The organism is Winogradskyella vidalii (assembly GCF_013403955.1).
Classification (GTDB): Bacteria; Bacteroidota; Bacteroidia; order Flavobacteriales; family Flavobacteriaceae; genus Winogradskyella; species Winogradskyella vidalii.
Genome location: NZ_JABFDG010000001.1, coordinates 427,580 through 448,346 on the forward strand (window position 1 = coordinate 427,580; position 20,767 = coordinate 448,346).

Below are 20,767 nucleotides of genomic sequence, written 5' to 3' on the forward strand. Positions count from 1 at the left end.
TCTAGACCTGCAAGATTTTTAAAACCTGTGAGGTCAGCATAAGCTTTTTACAGTTCTAAAAAATTTTTCAATAACTGCGTCCCAACATCCGCTGATTTTTCTGGATGAAATTGCGTCGCATAAAAATTATCGTGTTGCATGGCCGTGGCAAATGGTAAAATATAATCGCAAGTAGCAATACTTTGTGGGTTGTTTTCGGCATAATAACTATGTACATAATACATGTCGTCGGTAACTTTAATGTCTTTAAATAAGGCACTTTTAACTTCTGTAAAATTATTCCAGCCGATATGTGGTACTTTTTCTTTTGGTGGAAACTTTTTCACTTGTGTATTAAAAATACCGAGGCACTGGGTGTTTCCTTCTTCAGAATATTCACACATTAACTGTAAGCCTAAACAAATACCAAGCATCGGTTTCTTTATGGACCGAATGACATCATCTAATCCTTTTTCTTCTAAGTATTGCATCGCAGAACTCGCTTCGCCTACACCAGGAAAAATAACTTTGCTTGCGTTTAATATTTCGGTTTTATCGTCTGTAATAATGCTTTCGTAACCCAAACGGTTGAGTGCATTTTGCACAGAACGAATATTACCAGCATTGTATTTTATAATTGCAATCATGTTTATTTATAGGTTTTCTACAGACCTGTCAGGTTTTAAAAACCTGACAGGTCTAGCATCATAAAGTTCCTTTGGTACTTGGAATTGAAAAATTATTGGTTTTTGAAACGGCCATTTTAATTGCTTTGGCAAAGGCTTTAAAAATAGATTCTATTTTGTGGTGTTCATTAGCGCCTTCTGATTTAATATTCAAATTACATTTGGCAGCGTCACTAAAGGATTTAAAGAAATGCATAAACATTTCGGTTGGCATTTCGCCAATCATTTCACGTTTAAACTCGGTTTCCCATACCAACCAAGGTCTTCCTCCAAAGTCAATGGCCACTTGTGTTAGGCAGTCATCCATAGGCAATAAAAAACCGTAGCGTTCAATAGCTTTTTTACTTCCTAAGGCTTTAATAAATGTTTCGCCTAAGGTAATTGCAACATCTTCTATGGTGTGATGTTCATCAATTTCTAAGTCGCCATCAACTTGTATGTTTAAATCAATGTTGCCGTGTTTCGAAATTTGTTCTAGCATATGGTCAAAGAAACCTAAGCCTGTAGTGATGTTACTTTTTCCAGAACCATCTAAATTAACTTCTACTTCGATATTCGTTTCTTTCGTTTTTCTAACCACAGAAGCTTTTCTTGGTATTGCTTTTAGATAGTTATAAATTTCCTCCCAAGAGGTTGTGGTTAATGTCGCATAAGCATTGTTGTCTTCAGAAATAAATATGCCTTTACTGCCGAGATTTTCAGCGAGTTTAATATCTGTAACGCGGTCTCCAATGACATAAGAATTCTCTAAATCGTAATTGCCGTGAATGTATTTTCCTAACAAACCTGTTCTCGGTTTTCTGGTTGGGGCATTATCTTCAGGAAAGCTTTTGTCAATCAAAATTTCAGAGAATTCGATATTTTCATTTTTAAAAGCTTGAATAATTTTATTTTGAGCCGGCCAAAAAGTGTCTTCTGGAAATGCGTCCGTTCCTAACCCATCTTGATTGGTTACCATGACCAACTCGTAATCCATTTCGCGCGCAATTCTGGATAACCATTGAAAAACGCCAGGGTAATATTCTAATTTTTCAAGACTGTCTAGTTGATAATCTATGGGTGGTTCTATAGCTAATGTGCCGTCTCTGTCTATGAATAGTACTTTTTTCATCTAACTTTAGTTAAATGTCCTGAATTTATTTCAGGACCTTATTAATTTATTTCTAATGTTTTTAGAAGTGGATTTTTTGATTTTATTTGATTCCACTTCCATTCTTTATGCCAATTTTTTAATTGTTTTTCTCTTTTTTTTGCTTGGTTTTTGTCCTCAAATTTTTCAAAATAAATGAGATAGGTTACATTGTATCGCTTTGTAAATACTGCACCTGTTCCATTTTTATGTTGTTTTAATCTTGATTCCAAATTTTCAGTATAACCGATATATAGTACAGTTCTATTTTTGTTTGTTAAAATATAGCAATAATAAAATTTAGTTGTCATGATATTATCGTGTTAAAGTTCCTGAGACAAGTTCAGGATTTCGAAATTGATAAAAGGGATTTTATCAATTTCTCATTCTCCTCAGGCGTCCCAACCGTAATTCGAATACTGTTTTTTACCAAGCTATTTCGGTTTCTAGTAATGACTTTTTGCTCTACTAAATTGTCATATAAGCGATTGGCATTTTCAGCTTCAATCAACCAAAAATTAGCATCTGAAGGGTATATTTTTTTTACAATATCGAGACCTTCTAATACGGACTTCAATTTTGCTTTCTGCTCTAAAATAACTTGTTTATTGGTCTCAAAAGTTTTGATGTCTTCTAATGCGTTAACAGCTGCCTCTTGATTTAATTGACTCATATTATAAGGCATTTTTACATTATTTAGTAACTGAATAATGGCTTCACTAGCAAAAGCAATTCCTATTCGTGCAGCTGCTAAAGCCCAAGCTTTACTTAGGGTTTGAATAACAATTAAGTTGGGATACTTTTCTAGGTATTTGGCAAAAGAAGCTTTAGTGCTAAAATCGATATAAGCTTCGTCAATAACTACAATACCATTAAAAGTTTCTAAAATTAGTTTTAAATCGTCTTCTTTAAAACAATTTCCTGTTGGGTTATTTGGTGAACAGACAAAGATAAGTTTGAGATTCTCGGTGCATAAAAAAGGCAGTAATACTTCTGTGTTAATTTGAAAATCGTCTTGTAAAGGTAGTTTTACGAGCTCAATATCATTAATATCCGCGGCTACTTGGTACATGCCAAAAGTAGGTGTAAACGTTAGTGCTTTATCCTTACCAGGATTACAAAAAATACGGTATAATAAATCAATAATTTCATCGCTACCATTTCCTGTAAATATATTTTTAACGGGCATATTTTTATATGCAGATAACGCTTCTTTTAGATTTTTTTGATACGAATCTGGATAACGGTTTAAAGTGCCAAAAGGATTTTCATTAGCGTCTAAAAACACACCATCGTTACCTTTAAATTCATCGCGTGCACTCGAATAAGGCTGAAGCGCTAGGATATTTGGTCGGACTAAAGTTTTTAAATCAAACATATTTTTATTTTTTCCTGCAAGGTTTCAAGAACCTTGTAGGTATTAAACTGTGCTTTTTTTTATGTCTACTACATTTTTGAAACCTTGTAGAATTGTATGAGGTGCTGAAACGAGTTCAGCGCTGGTTTCTATAAGTTTTTTAACCTTAAAGAAACCGCATTTTTGTGGGCATCCAATCCTTCGGCTTCAGCCATTAGTTCAATAGCTGGACCAATGGTTTTTATACCTTCTTTATTTAAGTTTTGAAAGGTTATTTTCTTTACAAAGCTATCTAATGAAACACCACTGTAATTTTTAGCATAACCATTTGTAGGTAAAGTGTGATTGGTGCCACTGGCATAATCACCAGCACTTTCGCAACTGTATTGTCCTAAGAATACGGATCCTGCATTGGTGATTTGTTCAATAGAATCGGAAGCATTATTTGTAGCAATAATTAAATGTTCTGGTGCATATAAATTACTGAATTCAATGCATTCGTTAATTGAATTTAATTGAATAGCACGACTTACTTTTAAGGCTTTTGATGCCATCTCTTTTCTTGATAATAGATTGAGTTGTTTGTTTAACTCTGCAATGGTTTGATTGATAATCTCTTCATCATCTGATAATAATATCACCTGACTATCTGCCCCATGTTCTGCCTGCGATAGTAAATCTGCAGCTACAAATGTAGGATTACTTGTTTGGTCTGCGATTACTAAAACTTCACTAGGTCCTGCAGGCATATCTATAGCTACACCTTCTTGCTGAATTAACTCTTTGGCCTTAGTTACAAATTGGTTGCCTGGGCCAAAAATTTTATATACTTGTGGTATTGTTTCTGTACCAAAGGCCATGGCAGCAATGGCTTGAGCACCACCAACTTTAAATACTTTAGTTATGCCTACTAATTGAGCGGTGTATAAAATTGCCGGATTAATAGCGCCTTCTTTGTTGGGTGGTGTACATAAAATAATCTCTTGGCAACCCGCTAATTTTGCTGGTATACCTAACATTAAGATTGTAGAAAATAAAGGTGCAGAACCGCCGGGAATATATAAGCCAACCTTATCTATAGCAACCGATTTTCGCCAGCATTTTACGCCTTTGGTGGTTTCTATAATTTGTTCTTTTTCTTTTTGTGCTGTGTGAAAAGCTTCAATATTTCCCTTGGCTAACTGAATGGCTCCTTTTAAATCTTTACTTACTTCGTTAGAGGCTTGTTCAATTTCAGAAGTTGAAACTTCAATAGTTTCTAATTGGACGCTATCAAATTTTTCAGCATATTTAAATAAAGCTTTGTCTTTGTTGGTTTGCACGTCATTTAAAATGCTAACCACCACATCATCTAAGTTTTGTCGCTCTAAAATTGGACGTTTGCTTAAAGCAATCCATTCCTTTTTTTCTGGAAATTTATATCGTTTCATTATAACACCATTTTATCAATAGGAACTACTAATATACCTTCTGCACCTGCATTTTTTAGGGCGTCAATATTATTCCAGAATTTTTCTTCATCAATTACAGAGTGTAATGAACTCCAGCCTTCTTGGGCTAATGGCAAAATGGTAGGACTTTTAAGCACAGGAAGAATCGCGGTGACTTCGTCAATTTTGTCATTAGGAACATTCATTAAAACGTATCTTGTATTTTGTGCTCTTAAAACGGCTTGAATTCGAAATTGAAGCTGACTTAAAATGGCTTCTTTTTTGGCATCTAGATTAATGTTTTTTGCTAAAACTGCTTCCGATTTTAAAATGACTTGGGTTTCTCTTAATCCGTTTTTAAATAGTGTACTTCCTGAACTTACTATATCACAAACACCATCTGCTAATCCAATATTGGGTGCGATTTCTACAGAACCAGAAATAACGTGAATATCAGCTTTAATATTGTTCTCGTCTAAGTAGGATTGAAGTGTATTAGGGTAGGAGGTAGCAATTTTTTTTCCATTAAAATAAGAGGCCTCATCGGTTTCTATTTTTTTTGGAACGGCTAAGGATACACGACATTTTGCAAACCCTAGATTTTCTACTATTTCGGATTGTTTTTCCTTTTCGATTAGGATGTTTTCTCCAATTATAGCAATGTCTACCACACCATCTTCAATATACTGTGGAATATCGGAATTTCGTAAATACAAAACTTCTAATGGGAAGTTGCGGGCTGAAACTTTTAACTGGTCTTTGCCGTTGTCGATTTTAATACCACAATCTTTTAATAACTGCAGGGAATCCTCATTTAATCTTCCGCTTTTCTGAATGGCAATTTTTAATTTACTCATTTTTAATTGTTTTATTCTGAATAAACCAAACGTGTAGAAATAAAAAACCCGTCTGATGTATTCAGACGGGTTTTGAAATATTTTTAGATTACATATATCAATTCCTGCTCGCCTGAATGCAAGTATGAAAATGATGATGATGTAATTGACTTAATGTCATTTGTTTCTTATTTGAAAAACAAAGATAGAATATATTTTTGTTTTAACACTAAAGAAAATTAAAAATCATTTTCATTTAAAATATTATTGTGGATACTTAGCTCTAATATCTTCCAAACATAGATTATGAATACTTCCAATATGTGAGTGTTCTTTTCCTAAGTCGGGTTGGTAAGTTCCGGCTTGCACTTGTCCGCCAATTTTTTGATAAGCTTCTCTAAAACTCATACCGTCAACCACTAGGTTGTTGATACTATCTACCGTGAATAAGTATTGGTATTTTTCATCATTTAAATCAATATCCTTTACAATGATTTGTTGAATCGCATAATTAAAGATGTCTAAAATATCTTTGACATCCTCAAAAGCATTGATGATATTTTCTTTTAATAACTGAAAATCTCTATGGTAACCACTCGGTAAATTATTGGTGATAAGTAACATTTCGGCATGTAAAGCCTGAATTTTATTACACTTTCCTCTAATCAATTCAAACACATCAGGATTTTTTTTGTGTGGCATTATACTGCTTCCGGTAGTTAATTCGTCTGGAAAGCTTACAAATCCAAAATTCTGACTCATATATAAGCAAATGTCCATAGCAAATCTGGCCATGGTATTACAGAGACCACCTAATGCGTTGGCAATAGCACGTTCACTTTTTCCTCGGCTTAATTGGGCTGCAACAACATTGTATTTTAAGGTTGCAAAGCCTAATTCTTCCGTGGTAATATTTCGGTCTATAGGAAAGGAACTTCCGTAACCAGCAGCAGAACCTAATGGATTCTGGTCCGCTATTTTTGATACGGCATTTAAAACGTAAACATCATCAATTAATAATTCGGCATAAGCAGAAAACCATAAGCCAAAAGAAGAAGGCATAGCGACTTGTAAATGCGTATAACCAGGAATTAATTTGGTTTTATGTGCCTCGGCTAAACTTAAAAGCGTGTCAAAAAATGTTTTTGTTTTGCTGTTAATGATGTCCAGATTCTCTTTGTAGTACAATTGAAGGGCCACTAAAACTTGGTCGTTTCTAGAGCGCGCGGTATGGATTTTTTTTCCGACTTCACCTAATGTTTTGGTGAGTTCGTGTTCAATTTTAGAATGCACATCTTCAAACGATTCTTCAATGGTAAATGTACCATCGTCTATAGAGGCTGCTAAAACTTTTAATCCTGATTTTAATTGCGTTAATTCTTCCGAAGTTATTATTCCGATAGATTCTAGCATAATAGCATGAGCTAAAGACGCTTGTACATCATATTTAGCAATGTGCATATCTATCTCGCGGTCATTACCTACGGTAAATAATTCTATTTTTTTATCGATTGAATAGCCTTTGTCCCAAAGTTTCATAATATTCTTGCGAAAGCAGGATGCCCTACTTTATTTTTTAGTTAAACTTTTGTCTTATTGTGAGTCCTGCTAATTCAGGAATCTATTTTTAGTTGAGACCTGCAAGGTTTATAAAATATTGCTAGGTCTAGGTAATTATATTATTGTCTCCTCGAGCGCAGTCGAGAGGTCTTCAATTTTAATAGGTCTCGACTGCGCTCGACCAGACAGATTTATAAAACTTTCTCTAACAATTTAATATAAATATCAATACCTTCTTCAATTTCAGCTAGATAAATAAATTCATCAGCCGTATGTGAACGTGTACTATCGCCAGGTCCTAATTTTAAGGAAGGACAACTTAATACGGCTTGGTCAGAGAGGGTTGGTGAGCCATATGTTTCGCGCTCGAGTTCTATTCCAGCTTCTACTAAATCGTGATTCATTGGTATGGAAGACGAATTTAAACGTAGACTTCGTGGCGTAATGCTTGTACAAGGTGATTTTCTTTGTAAAATTTCGGTAATCTGTTCGTTGGTGTATTTATCGTTTACACGTACATCAATGACCAAGTCGACTTCCGATGGAATAGCATTATGTTGCTTACCGGCATTGATTTGTGTTACCGTCATTTTTACATCGCCTAAAGTCGGTGAGTTTCTTGCAAATTGATAATCTTTAAACCATTGTAAAACTTCTATGGTCTTATAAATTGCGTTATCGTCGTTAGGGTGCGCAGCATGACCAGCGGTTCCTTTTACTTTAGCATCAAAAACCACTAAGCCTTTTTCTGCAATGGCTAAGTTCATTAATGTTGGTTCGCCTACAATAGCGACGTCAATTTCAGGAATAATAGCTAACATACTATTAAGTCCGTTTGGTCCACTGTTTTCTTCTTCCGCAGAAGCAACAATAACCAAATTGTAATTGAGGTTTTTCTTGTCGTAAAAATAAGTGAATGTAGCGATTAAAGCGACTAAACAACCGCCAGCATCATTACTACCTAAACCGTATAATTTACCATCTTCTACAATGGCCTTTAAAGGGTCTTTTGTATAGCCATTATTTGGTTTTACGGTGTCGTGATGTGAGTTTAATAATAGGGTTGGTTTTGTTTCGTCAAAATATTTATTGCTAGCCCAAATGTTATTTTGATTTCTATTAAAAGGAATGTTGTGTGTGTTAAACCAAGCTTCAATACGTAAAGCAGTTTGGTCTTCTTCTGTTGAAAATGATTGCGTTTCTATAAGTTGTTTTAGTAACGCGATGGCTTCTGTGGTAAGTCTTTCTATCATTTTTTTATGGTTGTATGTTTAATGTTATTATGGAAAAGCATATCTGACTTTCCGATACAAACTTTTTGAACGTTATGGTTTAGTGCATGAAAGCAATTGTTTAGTTTGGGTAACATGCCTTCGTAAATTACGGCTTTTTCTATAAGTGTTTTATAGGTTGCTGTAGTAATGTTTTCTATCACGGAATCATCATTGTCAACATCCTCTAAAACCCCGTTTTTTTCAAAACAAAAATACAATTCTGTATTAAAAATTGAGGATAAGCCTATCGCTAATTCGGAAGCAATGGTATCTGCATTGGTATTTAGTAATTGCCCCTTTTCGTTGTGCGTTATGGCGCAAAATACAGGTGTGATATTATTGTTTAGAAGTAGTTCTAAAGTTTTAGTTTTTACTTGTTTTACATCGCCGGCAAAACCGTAGTCGATAGGTTCTGTAGGACGTTTAGTCGCAATAATAGTGTTTCCATCTGCACCAGAAAAACCTATCGCATTACATTGGTGAGATTGTAATTGTGCTACAATAGTTTTATTAATTTTACCAGCATAAACCATGGTTATAATATCTAAAGTGTCACTATCTGTAACACGTCTACCTTCAAGCATAGTAACCGGAACATTCATTTGTTTGGCTAGTTTAGTCGCTAATTTTCCGCCGCCATGAACCAAGACTTTAGGACCTTCTAAGGTTGAAAATTCTTTAAGGAAAGACGAAAGTGCAACATCATTATCAATGATATTTCCACCTATTTTTATGACTTTTAGTGTTTTCATTTTATGCTCGCGAAAGCGGGTGTTTTTTTGTTATAGACCTGTTAGGTTTTTAAAACCTGACAGGTCTTCTTATAGTATTTTCATCGGGTTATTTTTTGTCATTTTGAATGAAACGAAGCATCTTGCGTTAGGTGCTTCACTAGGTTCATAATGACATTAGCTTACTTTTATAAATCCTCCAAAATCTGCTTTAAGACTACTTGGGCAGCATAAGTTCTGTTATTAGCTTGTTTTATTACCACCGATTGCTCACTGTCTAAAATAGCATCTTCAACCACTACATTTCGTCTTACCGGTAGGCAATGCATAAATTTAGCATTTCCTAATTTCGCTTTGGTCATCATCCAGTTGTCATCTTGGCTGAGGACTTTACCGTAATCTTTATAACTGCTCCAATTTTTTACATATACAAAATCGGCTTCTTTTAAGGCTTCTTCTTGATCGTAGTTTATGGGGGTGTCTTTGGTGATTTCTTCATTTAATTCGTACCCTTCGGGATGCGTAATGGTTAAGTTAATATCCATGTCTTGCATCATTTCTATAAATGAATTTGAAACAGCTTGTGGTAATGCTTTTGGGTGTGGTGCCCAAGATAATACCACTTTTGGATTTGCCTTTTCTGTAAGTTCGGTAATGGTTATTGCATCGGCCAACGCTTGTAAGGGATGGGCTGTGGCACTTTCCATATTTACAACAGGAACCGTGGCGTGTTTTTTAAAACTATTCAGAATTAATTCAGATTCATCTTTTGCTTTGTCTGTTAGGCTAGGGAATGCTCTTACAGCAATAATATCTGCATACTGAGAAATAACTTGTGCGGCATCTTTAACATGTTCCGATTTATCCAAATTCATTATAGCACCATCTTCAAATTCTAGTTTCCAAGCATCGTTAACGTTAAGAATCGTAACGTTCATACCTAAGTTTTTTGCTGCTTTTTCAGTGCTTAATCGTGTTCTTAAGCTCGAATTGAAGAATAACATGACTAGAGTTTTATGTTTTCCTAATTCTGAAAATTCAAAAGGATTCATTTTTAATAAAATGGCTTCTTTTATGGTTTCAGAAAGGTTTTGTATGTCTTTTATTTGTGTGTAATTTTTCATGCTCATTTCCCGAGAAAGTGGGAATCTCTTTTAATTAAACGTAATTTAACCTACAAGGTTTTTAAAACCTCGCAGATTGCTTCAAAAAACAAATCAATATGTTGTTCTTGAATGGTTAATGGTGGAAGTATTCTAATTAAATTAGGGTTTTTGGCACTTCCTGTAAAAATGTGATGATTAAAGATTAACTTTTTTCGTAAATCGGCAATTGGAAAATCGAACTCTAATCCCAACATTAAACCACGTCCTTTTATAGCTTTTAAATTTGGAAGTGCTTTTGCTTTGTGTAAGAAATAGGCTTCCATGTCTTTTACATTTTGCATTAGCTGTTGTTCTTCAATAACTTCTAAAACAGAAAGTGATGCAGCGCAAGCCAAATGATTTCCTCCAAAAGTGGTTCCTAATAAGCCAAAAGAAGCTTTGATGTTAGGGTGAATTAAAATGCTTCCTATAGGGAATCCGTTGCCCATGCCTTTAGCTAAGGAAATGATATCTGGTGTGATAGTATGTTTTTGAAAGGCGAAAAAATCACCAGTTCTACCAAAACCAGATTGTACTTCATCTGCAATTAAAGTGGTATTATACGTTTTACAGAGTTTTTCTAATCCTTGATAGAATTCAGTAGTGCTTTGGTCTAAACCGCCAACACCCTGAATAAACTCTACAATAACAGCGCAAGTTTTCTCTAGTTTTAAAATGTTTTCTACAGCTTCTAAATCGCCTAATTCAACAAAATCGACTTCTTGTTGTGCATTTATAGGGGCAACAATTTTAGGGTTATCTGTGGCTGCAACAGCCGCTGAGGTTCTACCGTGAAATGAATTTTTAAAGGCTAAAACTTTATGTTTACCATTGTGAAAAGAAGCTAGTTTTAATGCGTTTTCGTTGGCCTCTGCACCTGAGTTACATAAGAATAATTGGTAATTGTTACACTTAGAAAGGGTTTCAAGTTTATGTGCTAGTTTTTTTTGTAATGGATTTTGAATGGCATTACTGTAGAAGCCTAATTTTTCGACTTGATTTGAAATTGCAGAAACATATTTAGGATGCGAATGTCCAATAGAAATTACGGCATGGCCGCCGTAAAGGTCTAAATATTTAACATTATTTTCATCATAAACATACATGTCTTTTGCGCTTACTGGGGTAATGTCGAATAGTGGGTAAACATTGAATAGACTCATATCTGTTCTTTCTTAATATTATTAATTTTATTAAAAGAGGCAATCATACCCTGTATTAAAGACGAACTTAAACCTTTGTGTTCCATTTCATTTAAACCTTCAATAGTACAACCTTTTGGTGTAGTTACACGGTCTATTTCTTCTTCAGGATGATGCCCATTGGTAATTAATAAACTCGCTGCGCCTTCGCTTGTATACATGGCGAGTTCTTGTGCTTCTTTGGCATCAAAACCAAGTTGAATAGCCGCTTGTGTTGTCGCTCTAATTAGTCGCATCCAAAAAGCCACGCCACTTGCGCAAACCACAGTTGCGGCTTGCATTTGTGATTCGGGAATTGCTAATGTGTGTCCTAATCGATTAAAAATAGCTTCAGCAATTGGTATGCGCTTTTGTCCTTTTTCATTACTACATAAACAGGTCATCGATTTTCCAACTGCAATAGCAGTATTTGGCATAGCTCGTATTATAAATTGTTCTTCTCCAACAATAGCTTCAATTTTTGGAATTAAAAAGCCAGTAATTGTTGAAATTAAAATGTGCTTTTCTGTTAAATAAGGTTTTATAGCCCTAAGAATCGTTTCAAAATGTGCAGGTTGAATAGCAAATATTAATATGTCCGAATTTTTTACGGCTTCAATATTGTCTGTTGTTAAGGTGACGTTTTTATAACCTTCTAAATCTTGAATGTCTTCTAGATTTCGTTTGGTTAAATACAATGTGGTTATGGCATTGTTAGTGATTAATCCTTTGGCTATGGATTTTCCTAAATTCCCTGTTCCTATGATTGCTATTTTCATATTTTATCCTATTTTGTCATTCCTGCGAAGGCAGGCATCTAAGTTTATAAGACCTGTCAGGTTTTCAAAACCTGACAGGTCTATGTGTTTGTTAAAAATAACTTGCCTTTAATTTTAATCCTTCAGTTTCATCAAAACCAAACATTAAATTCATATTTTGAATGGCTTGTCCGGAAGCACCTTTTAATAAATTGTCTATAATACTAGTGACTAATAATTTGTTGTCGTGTTTGTGTAAATGAATAATACATTTATTGGTATTGACCACTTGTTTTAGATGTATGTCCTCATCTGAAATAAACGTGTATGCCGCATCCTTATAGAATTCTTTATATAAGGTTTTCGCCTCGTCTAGTGTGCCTTCAAATTTAGTGTACAGTGTAGCAAAAATTCCTCTTGAAAAATCACCACGATTAGGCATGAAGATGATTTCTGAATTAAAATTAGATTGTAAGCTGTTTACCGTTTGATTAATCTCACCTAAATGTTGATGCGTGAAGGCTTTATAATGTGAAAAATTATTAGCTCGCCACGTAAAATGTGTTGTTGCGGATAATGAAGTTCCTGCACCTGTGGCTCCTGTTACCGCATTAATGTGAATATCGTTGGTAATTACTTCTGCTTTAGCAATCGGTAATAATGCTAGCTGAATTGCTGTAGCAAAACAACCTGGATTTGCAATAAAATTTGCTTTTTTAATAGCCGTTTTATTGAGTTCTGGCAATCCGTAAATAAAAGCTTTGCCTTTAAAATGAGCATCTGCTTCTAATCTAAAATCATTACTTAAATCTATGATTTTGGTCGCTTCAGAAAAGCTGTTTTTTTCTAAAAAGGCGGTTGAGTTTCCATGACCTAAACATAGAAATAAGACATCGACTTCAGCGTTTATAGTGTCTGAGAATACTAAATCTGTAGTGCCCAATAAATCTTGATGTACTTTACTTACTTTATTTCCAGCATTGGAAGTACTGAATATAAAATCGATGTCTACATGAGCATGATGAATTAATAAACGTATTAATTCTCCGGCTGTATAACCGGCACCTCCAATGATTCCTGCTTTTAGTTTTTTCATATGCATTACCCACGAAAGAGGGAATTTTTTTATTCAACCTGACTTTAAGTTTTATACCTACAAGGGTTTTGAAACCTTGCAGGATAATGATTTATAAAGACCTGTCAGGTTTTTAAAACCTGACAGGTTTAGACTATTTATTCACCTGTTGATAAATCTTATTCTGATTTCCAAAAATTTTGATAAACCCTTTAGCTTCATCCGCTGTCCAACCTTTATTTTCTTCACCATAGCTTCCAAATTTTGCACTCATTAAGTCGTGTTTTGATGCTATGCCATCTAATGAAAAATGGTAAGGTTTTAGCGTTACAAACACATCACCAGATACGTTTTCTTGACTACTTTGTAAGAAGGCTTCCATGTTTCGCATAACAGGGTCTAAATATTGGCCTTCATGTAAGTGCATGCCGTAAAAGTTAGATAAGTAATCTTTGTGTTGTAATTGCCATTTGGTTAGGGTGTGTTTTTCTAATAAATGGTGTGCTTTTATGATAATTAATGCGGCCGCCGCTTCAAAACCAACACGTCCTTTGATGCCTACAATAGTGTCACCAACATGGATATCTCTTCCAATGGCGTAACTCGATGCGAGTGTGTTTAGCACTTCAATATTTACTTCTGGGTTGTTTTTGATACCATTGACAGCGACTAATTCACCTTCAGAAAATGTTAGGGTTACTTTTTCTGGTTCGGTATGTTTTAATTGAGACGGGTAAGCGCTTTCGGGTAAAGGTTTTTCAGAAGTTAAGGTTTCTTCTCCACCAACACTAGTTCCCCAAAGGCCTTTGTTGACCGAATATTTTGCTTTGTTCCAAGACATATCGATACCGTTTTCAACCAAATAATCAATTTCTTGTTGTCGGGTTAGTTTTTGGTCTCTAATAGGTGTGATAATTTCTATTTCTGGTGCTATAGTTTGAAAAATCATATCAAATCGAACCTGGTCGTTTCCAGCGCCTGTACTTCCATGAGCAATATATTCAGCTCCAATACTTTTGGCGTACTCCACAATTTCAATAGCTTGTATAATACGTTCTGCACTTACCGATAATGGATAGGTGTTGTTTTTAAGAACATTCCCAAAGATTAAAAACTTAATGACTTTGTCGTAATAGGAGGCAATAGCATCGATATTTTTATAGGTAGAAACACCCATTTTGTAGGCATTACTTTCAATATTTTTAATTTCTTCTTTGGTAAAACCACCAGTATTGACGCTAACGGCATGAACATCATATCCTGCTTTACTTAAACTAACGGCACAGTAAGAGGTATCTAATCCGCCACTATAGGCTATAACTAATTTTTTCATAATGCTTAATTTTCTTTTTTGTCCTTTTTTAAGAACATGTTTTGTTTCATGAGTTTTAATCGTGTCCAAACTTTCTTATCGTAATTACGTTCTGTAGTTTTTGGAGCTTCAGTTTTTGCTGGGTCGTATAGCATGCCTGTGCATAGGCACATTTTTTGCTCGGTTCGGGTTAAAACGTCAAAGTTTTTACAAGTTTGGCAACCTTTCCAAAAGGATTGGTCATCGGTTAATTCTGAAAATGTAACCGGTTTATAACCCAGTTCGCTATTCATTTTTAAAACGGCTAATCCCGTAGTGATACTAAATATCTTTGCGTCTGGAAATTTAGCTCTAGAATGGTCAAAGACCACTTTCTTAATTTGTTTAGCGAGACCTAGATTTCTAAAATCTGGATGAACAATTAAGCCAGAATTCGCTACAAAATTGCCATGTCCCCATTGTTCAATATAGCAGAAGCCAGCAAATTTGTCGCCATCTAAGGCGATAACAGCATTCCCATTTTCTAATTTTTTAATAATGTATTCTGGCTCACGCTTTGCAATACCAGTACCTCTAACCTTAGCAGCTTCGGCAATAGTATTACATATGATTTCTGCGTAAATGCTATGGGATTTATCAGCAATAACAATTTTCATTGTAATTGATTTTTTAATTATAATATGTTTTGATTTTTTGTTTTTGAAAGTAGAACCGGACTCACCTAAGTTCTATAAATAGAAGTCATACCCTTACGGGCGACGAGGGAAAAAGCGGCGTACTAAACTATGATTATCAGAAATGATAATTAGAGATTTAGAAATGTATTTTAAAGTTGAGTTGTACACAGGTATAAAGAATAAAATGACTATAGAATTTGTTGCTAATTAGAAGAATTAACAGCGGCGTTTTGCCTGGTCTAGACCTACTGGTCTGGGTGTTCTATATTTGTGTCGTTGTGTAAACATACATCTAAATTACATATTATATTTTAGATGGCCATTAATTTGATAGTAAATTATTTAAAAAATATGAAATTCTAAATAATTTACCATCAAATTGTAAATATCATATTGATTGAGCGTTTTTTGTTTAAAGAATATAGTCTGTACTCACAAAATTAGAGGCTCTAGAATCCATTAAGTCTTTCAGTATCGCATTGTTATAGTCGTTGTCTTTAGAAGCTACAAAAGTTCTAATTGAAAAAGAACGCAACGCATCGTGAACACTTAAGGTTGCAACTGCTGAATCTTTTCGACCTGTAAAAGGATAGACATCCGGTCCACGTTGACAAGAACTATTAAGGTTTACACGACAAACTAAATTTACCAAAGTATCTATTAAAGGTGCTAAGGTTTTTACGTCTTTGCCAAATAAACTTACTTGCTGTCCATAATTAGATTCAGCCATATCATCTAAGGGTTCTTCAATATCAGAAAAAGGAACAATAGGAATTACCGGTCCAAATTGTTCTTCTTGAAACACACGCATGTCTTTGGTCACAGGATATAAAACAGCTGGAAAAATATAGTTCTCGGTAGTTTCACCCCCTTTAGTATTAATCACTTTTGCACCATTTTCGGTGGCATCGTCAATTAACTTTTGGATGTATAAGGGCTTATCTGGTTCTGGTAATGGTGTTAATTTGGCGCCATCTTCCCACGGATTACCAAATTTTAGGGCATCAACCTTTTCAGAAAAACGTTTGTTGAATTCTTCTACAATGTTTTCATGTACATATAATATTTTTAGAGCTGTACAACGTTGTCCATTAAAAGAAGTTGCACCAGCAATACATTCGTCTATGGCTAAATCTAAATCAGCATCTGGTAAAACAATTGCTGGATTTTTAGCTTCGAGACCAAGTACTAATCGTAATCGGTTACTTTTTGGATGTTGATTTTGTAAAGCATTGGCAGATTTACTATTTCCAATTAAAGCCAATACATCTATTTTTCCTGTTTGCATAATTGGTGCAGCGACGGCTCTTCCTCTTCCGTAAATAATATTAACCGCACCTTTAGGAAAGCTATTCTGGAAAGCTTCAAGTAAAGGAGAAATTAATAAAACTCCGTGTTTAGCAGGTTTAAAAATCACTGTGTTTCCCATTATTAAAGCAGGAATCAGTAATGCAAATGTTTCGTTTAAAGGATAGTTATAAGGTCCTAAACACAGAACAACGCCCAATGGACCTCTTCTTATATGAGCATTAACACCAGAGTTTTTTTCAAACTTAGCGCTATCGCGGTCCATTTGTTTATAGTCTTCAATGGTATCGTAAATATACTCTACAGTTCTGTCGAATTCCTTTTCAGAGTCTGGAAGATTTTTGCCGATTTCCCACATCAGAAGTTTTACAACTTCTTCACGTTTAGTCTTCATTTGCTCAACAAACTTTTCCATACAAGCAATTCGGTCAACCACTTTCATAGTAGGCCACAAGCCTTGTCCTTTATTGTAAGCAGAAACAGCAGCGTCTAAAGCATTGATAGCTTCTTTTTTACCTAAAGTAGGGATTGTTCCAAGAAGGGTAGGTTTGTAATCCTTCGTTGAAGAAATTGTAGAATAAACTTCTGAGGTTTTTCCTCGCCATGGGATTAAAGCACCTCCCACTAAATAGGTGTTTTGGTTGACTAACTCTTTGATTTGAAATTGGTCTGGAATAGCTATAGATGTAGACGTCATAATTACTTGTTTTGTACAATTAAAATAAGTAATAAAGATACAAAAAAAGCACGGTTGAATTATGAGTTCTAGACTAAGAATTGAAATAAATCAGGCTTGTCATTTAGATAATCTCCAAAGAAATTGTGAGTTTTCATTTTAGAGATTAAAGGTTCTAAATCTGATGGAGATTTTAATTGTAATCCTACGACAGCAACATCATTTTCTCTGTTTACTTTTTTAGTGTATTCAAAATGGGTGATATCGTCCGTTGGTCCTAGAATATCAACTACAAAATCGCGTAAAGCACCTGCACGTTGCGGGAATTTTATAATAAAATAATGCTTTAGATTGGCATAGATTAAGGCACGTTCTTTTATTTCGGCCATTCTAGTGATATCATTATTGCTTCCACTAATAACACAAACAACATTTTTACCTTTGATTTCGTCGGCATATTGTTCTAAAGCCGATATGCTTAAAGCACCAGCAGGTTCTACAACAATAGCTTCTTTATTATAAAGGTCTAGTATGGTTTGGCATATTTGTCCTTCATCAACAGTAATAACATTTGATAAGTTTTCTTTACAGATTTCAAAATTTAAATCACCAACACGTTTTACAGCAGCACCATCTACAAAATTTTGTATAGATTCTAATTTTGTGTTTTTGTTATTTTTTATGGATGTAAGCATCGAAGGTGCGCCTTTTGGCTCTACACCAATTATCTTAGTTTGTGGTGATAGAATTTTAAACACTGAGGATAGTCCGGAGGATAATCCGCCACCTCCAATAGGTACAAATACATAATGTATAGGATGTATTTTAGATTGGTCTATAATTTCTAAACCTACCGTGGCTTGTCCTTCTATAACTTTTTCGTCATTAAACGGATGGATGAAGGTTTTGTTTAAACGTTCGCACTCTTCCATGGCAGCCTGATTAGCGTCATCAAATGTGTCGCCGACTAATACGACTTTGATATAATCCTCACCAAACATTTTTACCTGTTCAATTTTTTGATTCGGTGTTGGTGAAGGCATAAAAATAGTGCCCTTTATTTTTAGAAGTTTGCAAGAGATAGCAACGCCTTGTGCATGATTTCCGGCACTAGCACATACAATTTCATTTTCAGTCTGAGTGGTACTTAAAGTTGAAATTTTATTATAAGCGCCACGAATTTTATAAGAGCGAACTTCTTGTAAATCTTCTCTTTTAAAATACACATTGGCATCAAACAGTTTTGAGTATTGTGCATTTTTAATCAGTGGTGTAACGTGAGCGATACCTCTAAGTCTTTCGGCAGCAGCTTCAACGGCTTTAAGTGTAGGTTTGTATGTGGTTGTGGTGTCTTCCATGCTAATTTTCTGCAAAGGCAGAACTCTCTTTAAATTAAAAAAATACCTGTCAGATTTTTAAGCCTGACAGGATGATAATAGTTAAGCTAAGACAGATTCCTCAGCTTTTACGTCTTCAGATTTGATGACTTTCATGGCTGTCATTGCCGCACGTAAACGTTGGCCAACAGACTCAATAGGGTGATTTCTAATAGCGTCGTTCACTGCAATTAATTCTTTGTTATCAACACCTGTAGTTTCAGAGAATGATTTTCCTATAATAGACGTGTCTACTGTTTTCATAAAATCAGTTAATAATGGTTTACAAGCATGGTCAAATAAATAACAACCATATTCAGCCGTATCAGAAATGACACGATTCATTTCAAACAATTTCTTTCTAGCAATAGTGTTTGCAATTAAAGGTAATTCATGTAAAGATTCATAGTAAGCAGAATCTTCAATAATACCTGCGCTTACCATGGTTTCAAAGGCTAATTCTACACCAGATTTTACAAAAGCGACTAATAATACACCGTGATCAAAATACTCTTGTTCGCTGATGTGGTCTGAGGTTAATGCTGTTTTTTCAAACGCCGTTTCTCCAGTTTCAGCTCTCCAAGTTAATAAGTTAACGTCATCATTTGCCCAGTCTTCCATCATGGTTTGAGAGAAGTGACCAGAAATGATATCATCCATGTGTTTTTCAAATAACGGACGCATAATGTCTTTTAATTCTTCTGATAGTTCAAAGGCTTTTATTTTAGCTGGGTTTGAAAGACGATCCATCATATTGGTAATACCACCATGTTTTAAGGCTTCTGTAATGGTTTCCCATCCATACTGAATTAGTTTTGCAGCATAACCAGGTTCGATTCCTTCTTCCACCATTTTATCGAAAGATAAAATAGCTCCTGTTTGTAATAAGCCACAAAGTATCGTTTGCTCGCCCATTAGATCTGATTTTACTTCTGCAATAAAAGACGACTCTAAAACACCCGCTTTATGACCACCGGTTGCAGCAGCATATGCTTTTGCTTGAGCCCAACCTTTGCCTTCTGGGTCATTTTCAGGGTGTACCGCTGTTAACGTTGGAACACCAAAGCCACGCTTGTATTCTTCTCTTACTTCTGTACCTGGACATTTTGGAGCTACCATAATAACAGTTAAATCCTCACGGATTTTAGTGCCTTCTTCAACAATATTAAAACCATGTGAATAGCTCAATGTTGCGCCTTTTTTCATCAACGGCATTACGGCTTTTACAACATTTGTATGTTGTTTATCTGGCGTTAAGTTTAATACAACATCAGCAGTAGGAATTAATTCTTCGTAGGTGCCAACTATAAACCCATTATCTGTTGCGTTTTTGTACGATGTACGTTTTTCTTCAATAGCTTGTGGTCTTAAGGCATACGAAATATCTAAGCCAGAATCACGCATATTTAAGCCTTGATTAAGACCTTGCGCGCCACAACCAACAATTACGATTTTCTTTCCCTTTAATGCATTTACGCCATCTTCAAATTCTGAAGCATCCATAAATCGGCATTTTCCTAATTGCTCTAATTGTTCTCTTAATGGTAATGTGTTGAAATAATTTGACATTGTTTTTGTTTTTTGAGAAAATAGAAGTGTGGAAAAGACAAAGGACACAATTAAAATGCATCATTATGGTTTCTGTTTTCTATTCTCTTATTTTTTTTCTTTTTTTTAGTGTTGAAATGCTTGAAGCATTGTTGATATTTTCATTTCTTCTTTTGAAACTGATACACGTCCGGAACGTGTAAATTGCATAATGCCAAAGACACTTAGTTCTCGGTGTAATAATTCTATTTCTTCCTTTTTGCCAGATTTTTCAAGAACAAAAAACTCTTTGTTAACCGTGACAATTCTTGCGTGACTTTCTTTTATTATATTCTGAATTTGACGTTCTTCAAATAATAATTCGGACTTAATCTTAAATAAACAAGATTCTTGATAAATGATTTCTTCTTCGGTATGATAATAAGCCTTAATCACTTCGACTTGCTTTTCAATCTGACCAATGATTTTTTTCATTTGGGGTTCTGTAATGTTGACCACAATGGTAAATCTAGAGACGCCTTCAATTTCTGAAACTGACGTATTTAGACTTTCAATATTCATATGTCTTCGTTGGAATATGGCTGAAATTCTATTCAGTAATCCAATGTTGTTTTCCGTATAAATAGAAACGGTATATTGTATTATTTCAGTACTCATTATCTTGATACTTTAGCTATCTGTTTTAATTTTTAGTTTCAAAAAACCTATTAGATAGGTTTTATGCTTTGA

General features: G+C 34.7%; 19 protein-coding genes. All 19 read right to left on the reverse strand.

The features are described from left to right. Positions 1-47 precede the first annotated feature (47 nt). Positions 48-626 (reverse strand): imidazole glycerol phosphate synthase subunit HisH, encoded by a 579-nt coding sequence (hisH, locus tag HM982_RS01650; protein ID WP_179351380.1) that lies wholly within the window; start codon positions 624-626, stop codon positions 48-50. Between the two features lie 58 nt (positions 627-684). Beyond that, positions 685-1,776 carry a bifunctional histidinol-phosphatase/imidazoleglycerol-phosphate dehydratase HisB gene (hisB, locus tag HM982_RS01655; RefSeq protein ID WP_179351381.1) on the reverse strand — a complete coding sequence of 364 codons (1,092 nt, stop codon included), beginning with the start codon at positions 1,774-1,776 and terminating at the stop codon, positions 685-687. 41 nt (positions 1,777-1,817) lie between these two features. After that, positions 1,818-2,105, reverse strand: coding sequence for a GIY-YIG nuclease family protein (locus tag HM982_RS01660; protein WP_179351382.1), 288 nt, complete (start codon positions 2,103-2,105; stop codon positions 1,818-1,820). Positions 2,106-2,137: 32 nt separating this feature from the next. Continuing rightward, positions 2,138-3,172, reverse strand: a complete 1,035-nt coding sequence (gene hisC / locus HM982_RS01665) for a histidinol-phosphate transaminase (RefSeq protein WP_179351383.1) — start codon at positions 3,170-3,172, stop codon at positions 2,138-2,140. Positions 3,173-3,300: 128 nt separating this feature from the next. Beyond that, on the reverse strand, positions 3,301-4,581 hold the full coding sequence (gene hisD / locus HM982_RS01670) for a histidinol dehydrogenase (RefSeq protein WP_179351384.1): 1,281 nt from the start codon (positions 4,579-4,581) through the stop codon (positions 3,301-3,303). Continuing rightward, the gene (gene hisG, locus HM982_RS01675; protein WP_179351385.1) at positions 4,581-5,438 is read right to left on the reverse strand and encodes an ATP phosphoribosyltransferase; all 858 of its coding nucleotides are present in this window, start codon (positions 5,436-5,438) and stop codon (positions 4,581-4,583) included. Before hisG ends, hisD begins: the two co-directional genes overlap by 1 nt. Before the next feature lie 243 nt (positions 5,439-5,681). Continuing rightward, the gene (gene argH, locus HM982_RS01680; RefSeq protein WP_179351386.1) at positions 5,682-6,956 is read right to left on the reverse strand and encodes an argininosuccinate lyase; all 1,275 of its coding nucleotides are present in this window, start codon (positions 6,954-6,956) and stop codon (positions 5,682-5,684) included. A 212-nt stretch (positions 6,957-7,168) separates the two neighbouring features. Next, positions 7,169-8,230: a M20 family metallo-hydrolase gene (locus HM982_RS01685; RefSeq protein ID WP_179351387.1), complete on the reverse strand. Its 1,062-nt coding sequence runs from the start codon at positions 8,228-8,230 to the stop codon at positions 7,169-7,171. Further along, the gene (argB, locus tag HM982_RS01690) at positions 8,227-9,003 is read right to left on the reverse strand and encodes an acetylglutamate kinase (RefSeq protein WP_179351388.1); all 777 of its coding nucleotides are present in this window, start codon (positions 9,001-9,003) and stop codon (positions 8,227-8,229) included. Before argB ends, HM982_RS01685 begins: the two co-directional genes overlap by 4 nt. Positions 9,004-9,170: 167 nt before the next feature. Beyond that, complete coding sequence (locus HM982_RS01695) at positions 9,171-10,106, reverse strand: Rossmann-fold NAD(P)-binding domain-containing protein (RefSeq protein WP_179351389.1); 936 nt, start codon at positions 10,104-10,106, stop codon at positions 9,171-9,173. Between the two features lie 50 nt (positions 10,107-10,156). After that, the gene (locus tag HM982_RS01700) at positions 10,157-11,290 is read right to left on the reverse strand and encodes an aspartate aminotransferase family protein (protein ID WP_179351390.1); all 1,134 of its coding nucleotides are present in this window, start codon (positions 11,288-11,290) and stop codon (positions 10,157-10,159) included. Further along, positions 11,287-12,087 carry a pyrroline-5-carboxylate reductase gene (gene proC / locus HM982_RS01705; RefSeq protein ID WP_179351391.1) on the reverse strand — a complete coding sequence of 267 codons (801 nt, stop codon included), beginning with the start codon at positions 12,085-12,087 and terminating at the stop codon, positions 11,287-11,289. The genes HM982_RS01700 and proC overlap by 4 nt, the downstream gene beginning before the upstream one ends. A gap of 91 nt (positions 12,088-12,178) precedes the next feature. Further along, a complete protein-coding gene (gene argC / locus HM982_RS01710) occupies positions 12,179-13,162 on the reverse strand; it encodes an N-acetyl-gamma-glutamyl-phosphate reductase (protein ID WP_179351392.1) in 984 nt (327 codons plus the stop codon). 133 nt (positions 13,163-13,295) lie between these two features. Further along, positions 13,296-14,474 carry an argininosuccinate synthase gene (locus tag HM982_RS01715; RefSeq protein ID WP_179351393.1) on the reverse strand — a complete coding sequence of 393 codons (1,179 nt, stop codon included), beginning with the start codon at positions 14,472-14,474 and terminating at the stop codon, positions 13,296-13,298. A 5-nt stretch (positions 14,475-14,479) separates the two neighbouring features. Then, positions 14,480-15,109, reverse strand: a complete 630-nt coding sequence (locus HM982_RS01720) for a GNAT family N-acetyltransferase (protein ID WP_179351394.1) — start codon at positions 15,107-15,109, stop codon at positions 14,480-14,482. Positions 15,110-15,542: 433 nt separating this feature from the next. After that, positions 15,543-17,135, reverse strand: coding sequence for an NADP-dependent glyceraldehyde-3-phosphate dehydrogenase (locus HM982_RS01725; protein ID WP_179351395.1), 1,593 nt, complete (start codon positions 17,133-17,135; stop codon positions 15,543-15,545). 68 nt (positions 17,136-17,203) lie between these two features. Beyond that, positions 17,204-18,472 carry a threonine ammonia-lyase IlvA gene (gene ilvA, locus HM982_RS01730; RefSeq protein ID WP_179351396.1) on the reverse strand — a complete coding sequence of 423 codons (1,269 nt, stop codon included), beginning with the start codon at positions 18,470-18,472 and terminating at the stop codon, positions 17,204-17,206. A gap of 81 nt (positions 18,473-18,553) precedes the next feature. Further along, complete coding sequence (gene ilvC / locus HM982_RS01735; protein ID WP_179351397.1) at positions 18,554-20,059, reverse strand: ketol-acid reductoisomerase; 1,506 nt, start codon at positions 20,057-20,059, stop codon at positions 18,554-18,556. A 105-nt stretch (positions 20,060-20,164) separates the two neighbouring features. Then, a complete protein-coding gene (gene ilvN, locus HM982_RS01740) occupies positions 20,165-20,695 on the reverse strand; it encodes an acetolactate synthase small subunit (protein WP_179351398.1) in 531 nt (176 codons plus the stop codon). Positions 20,696-20,767: the final 72 nt, after the last annotated feature.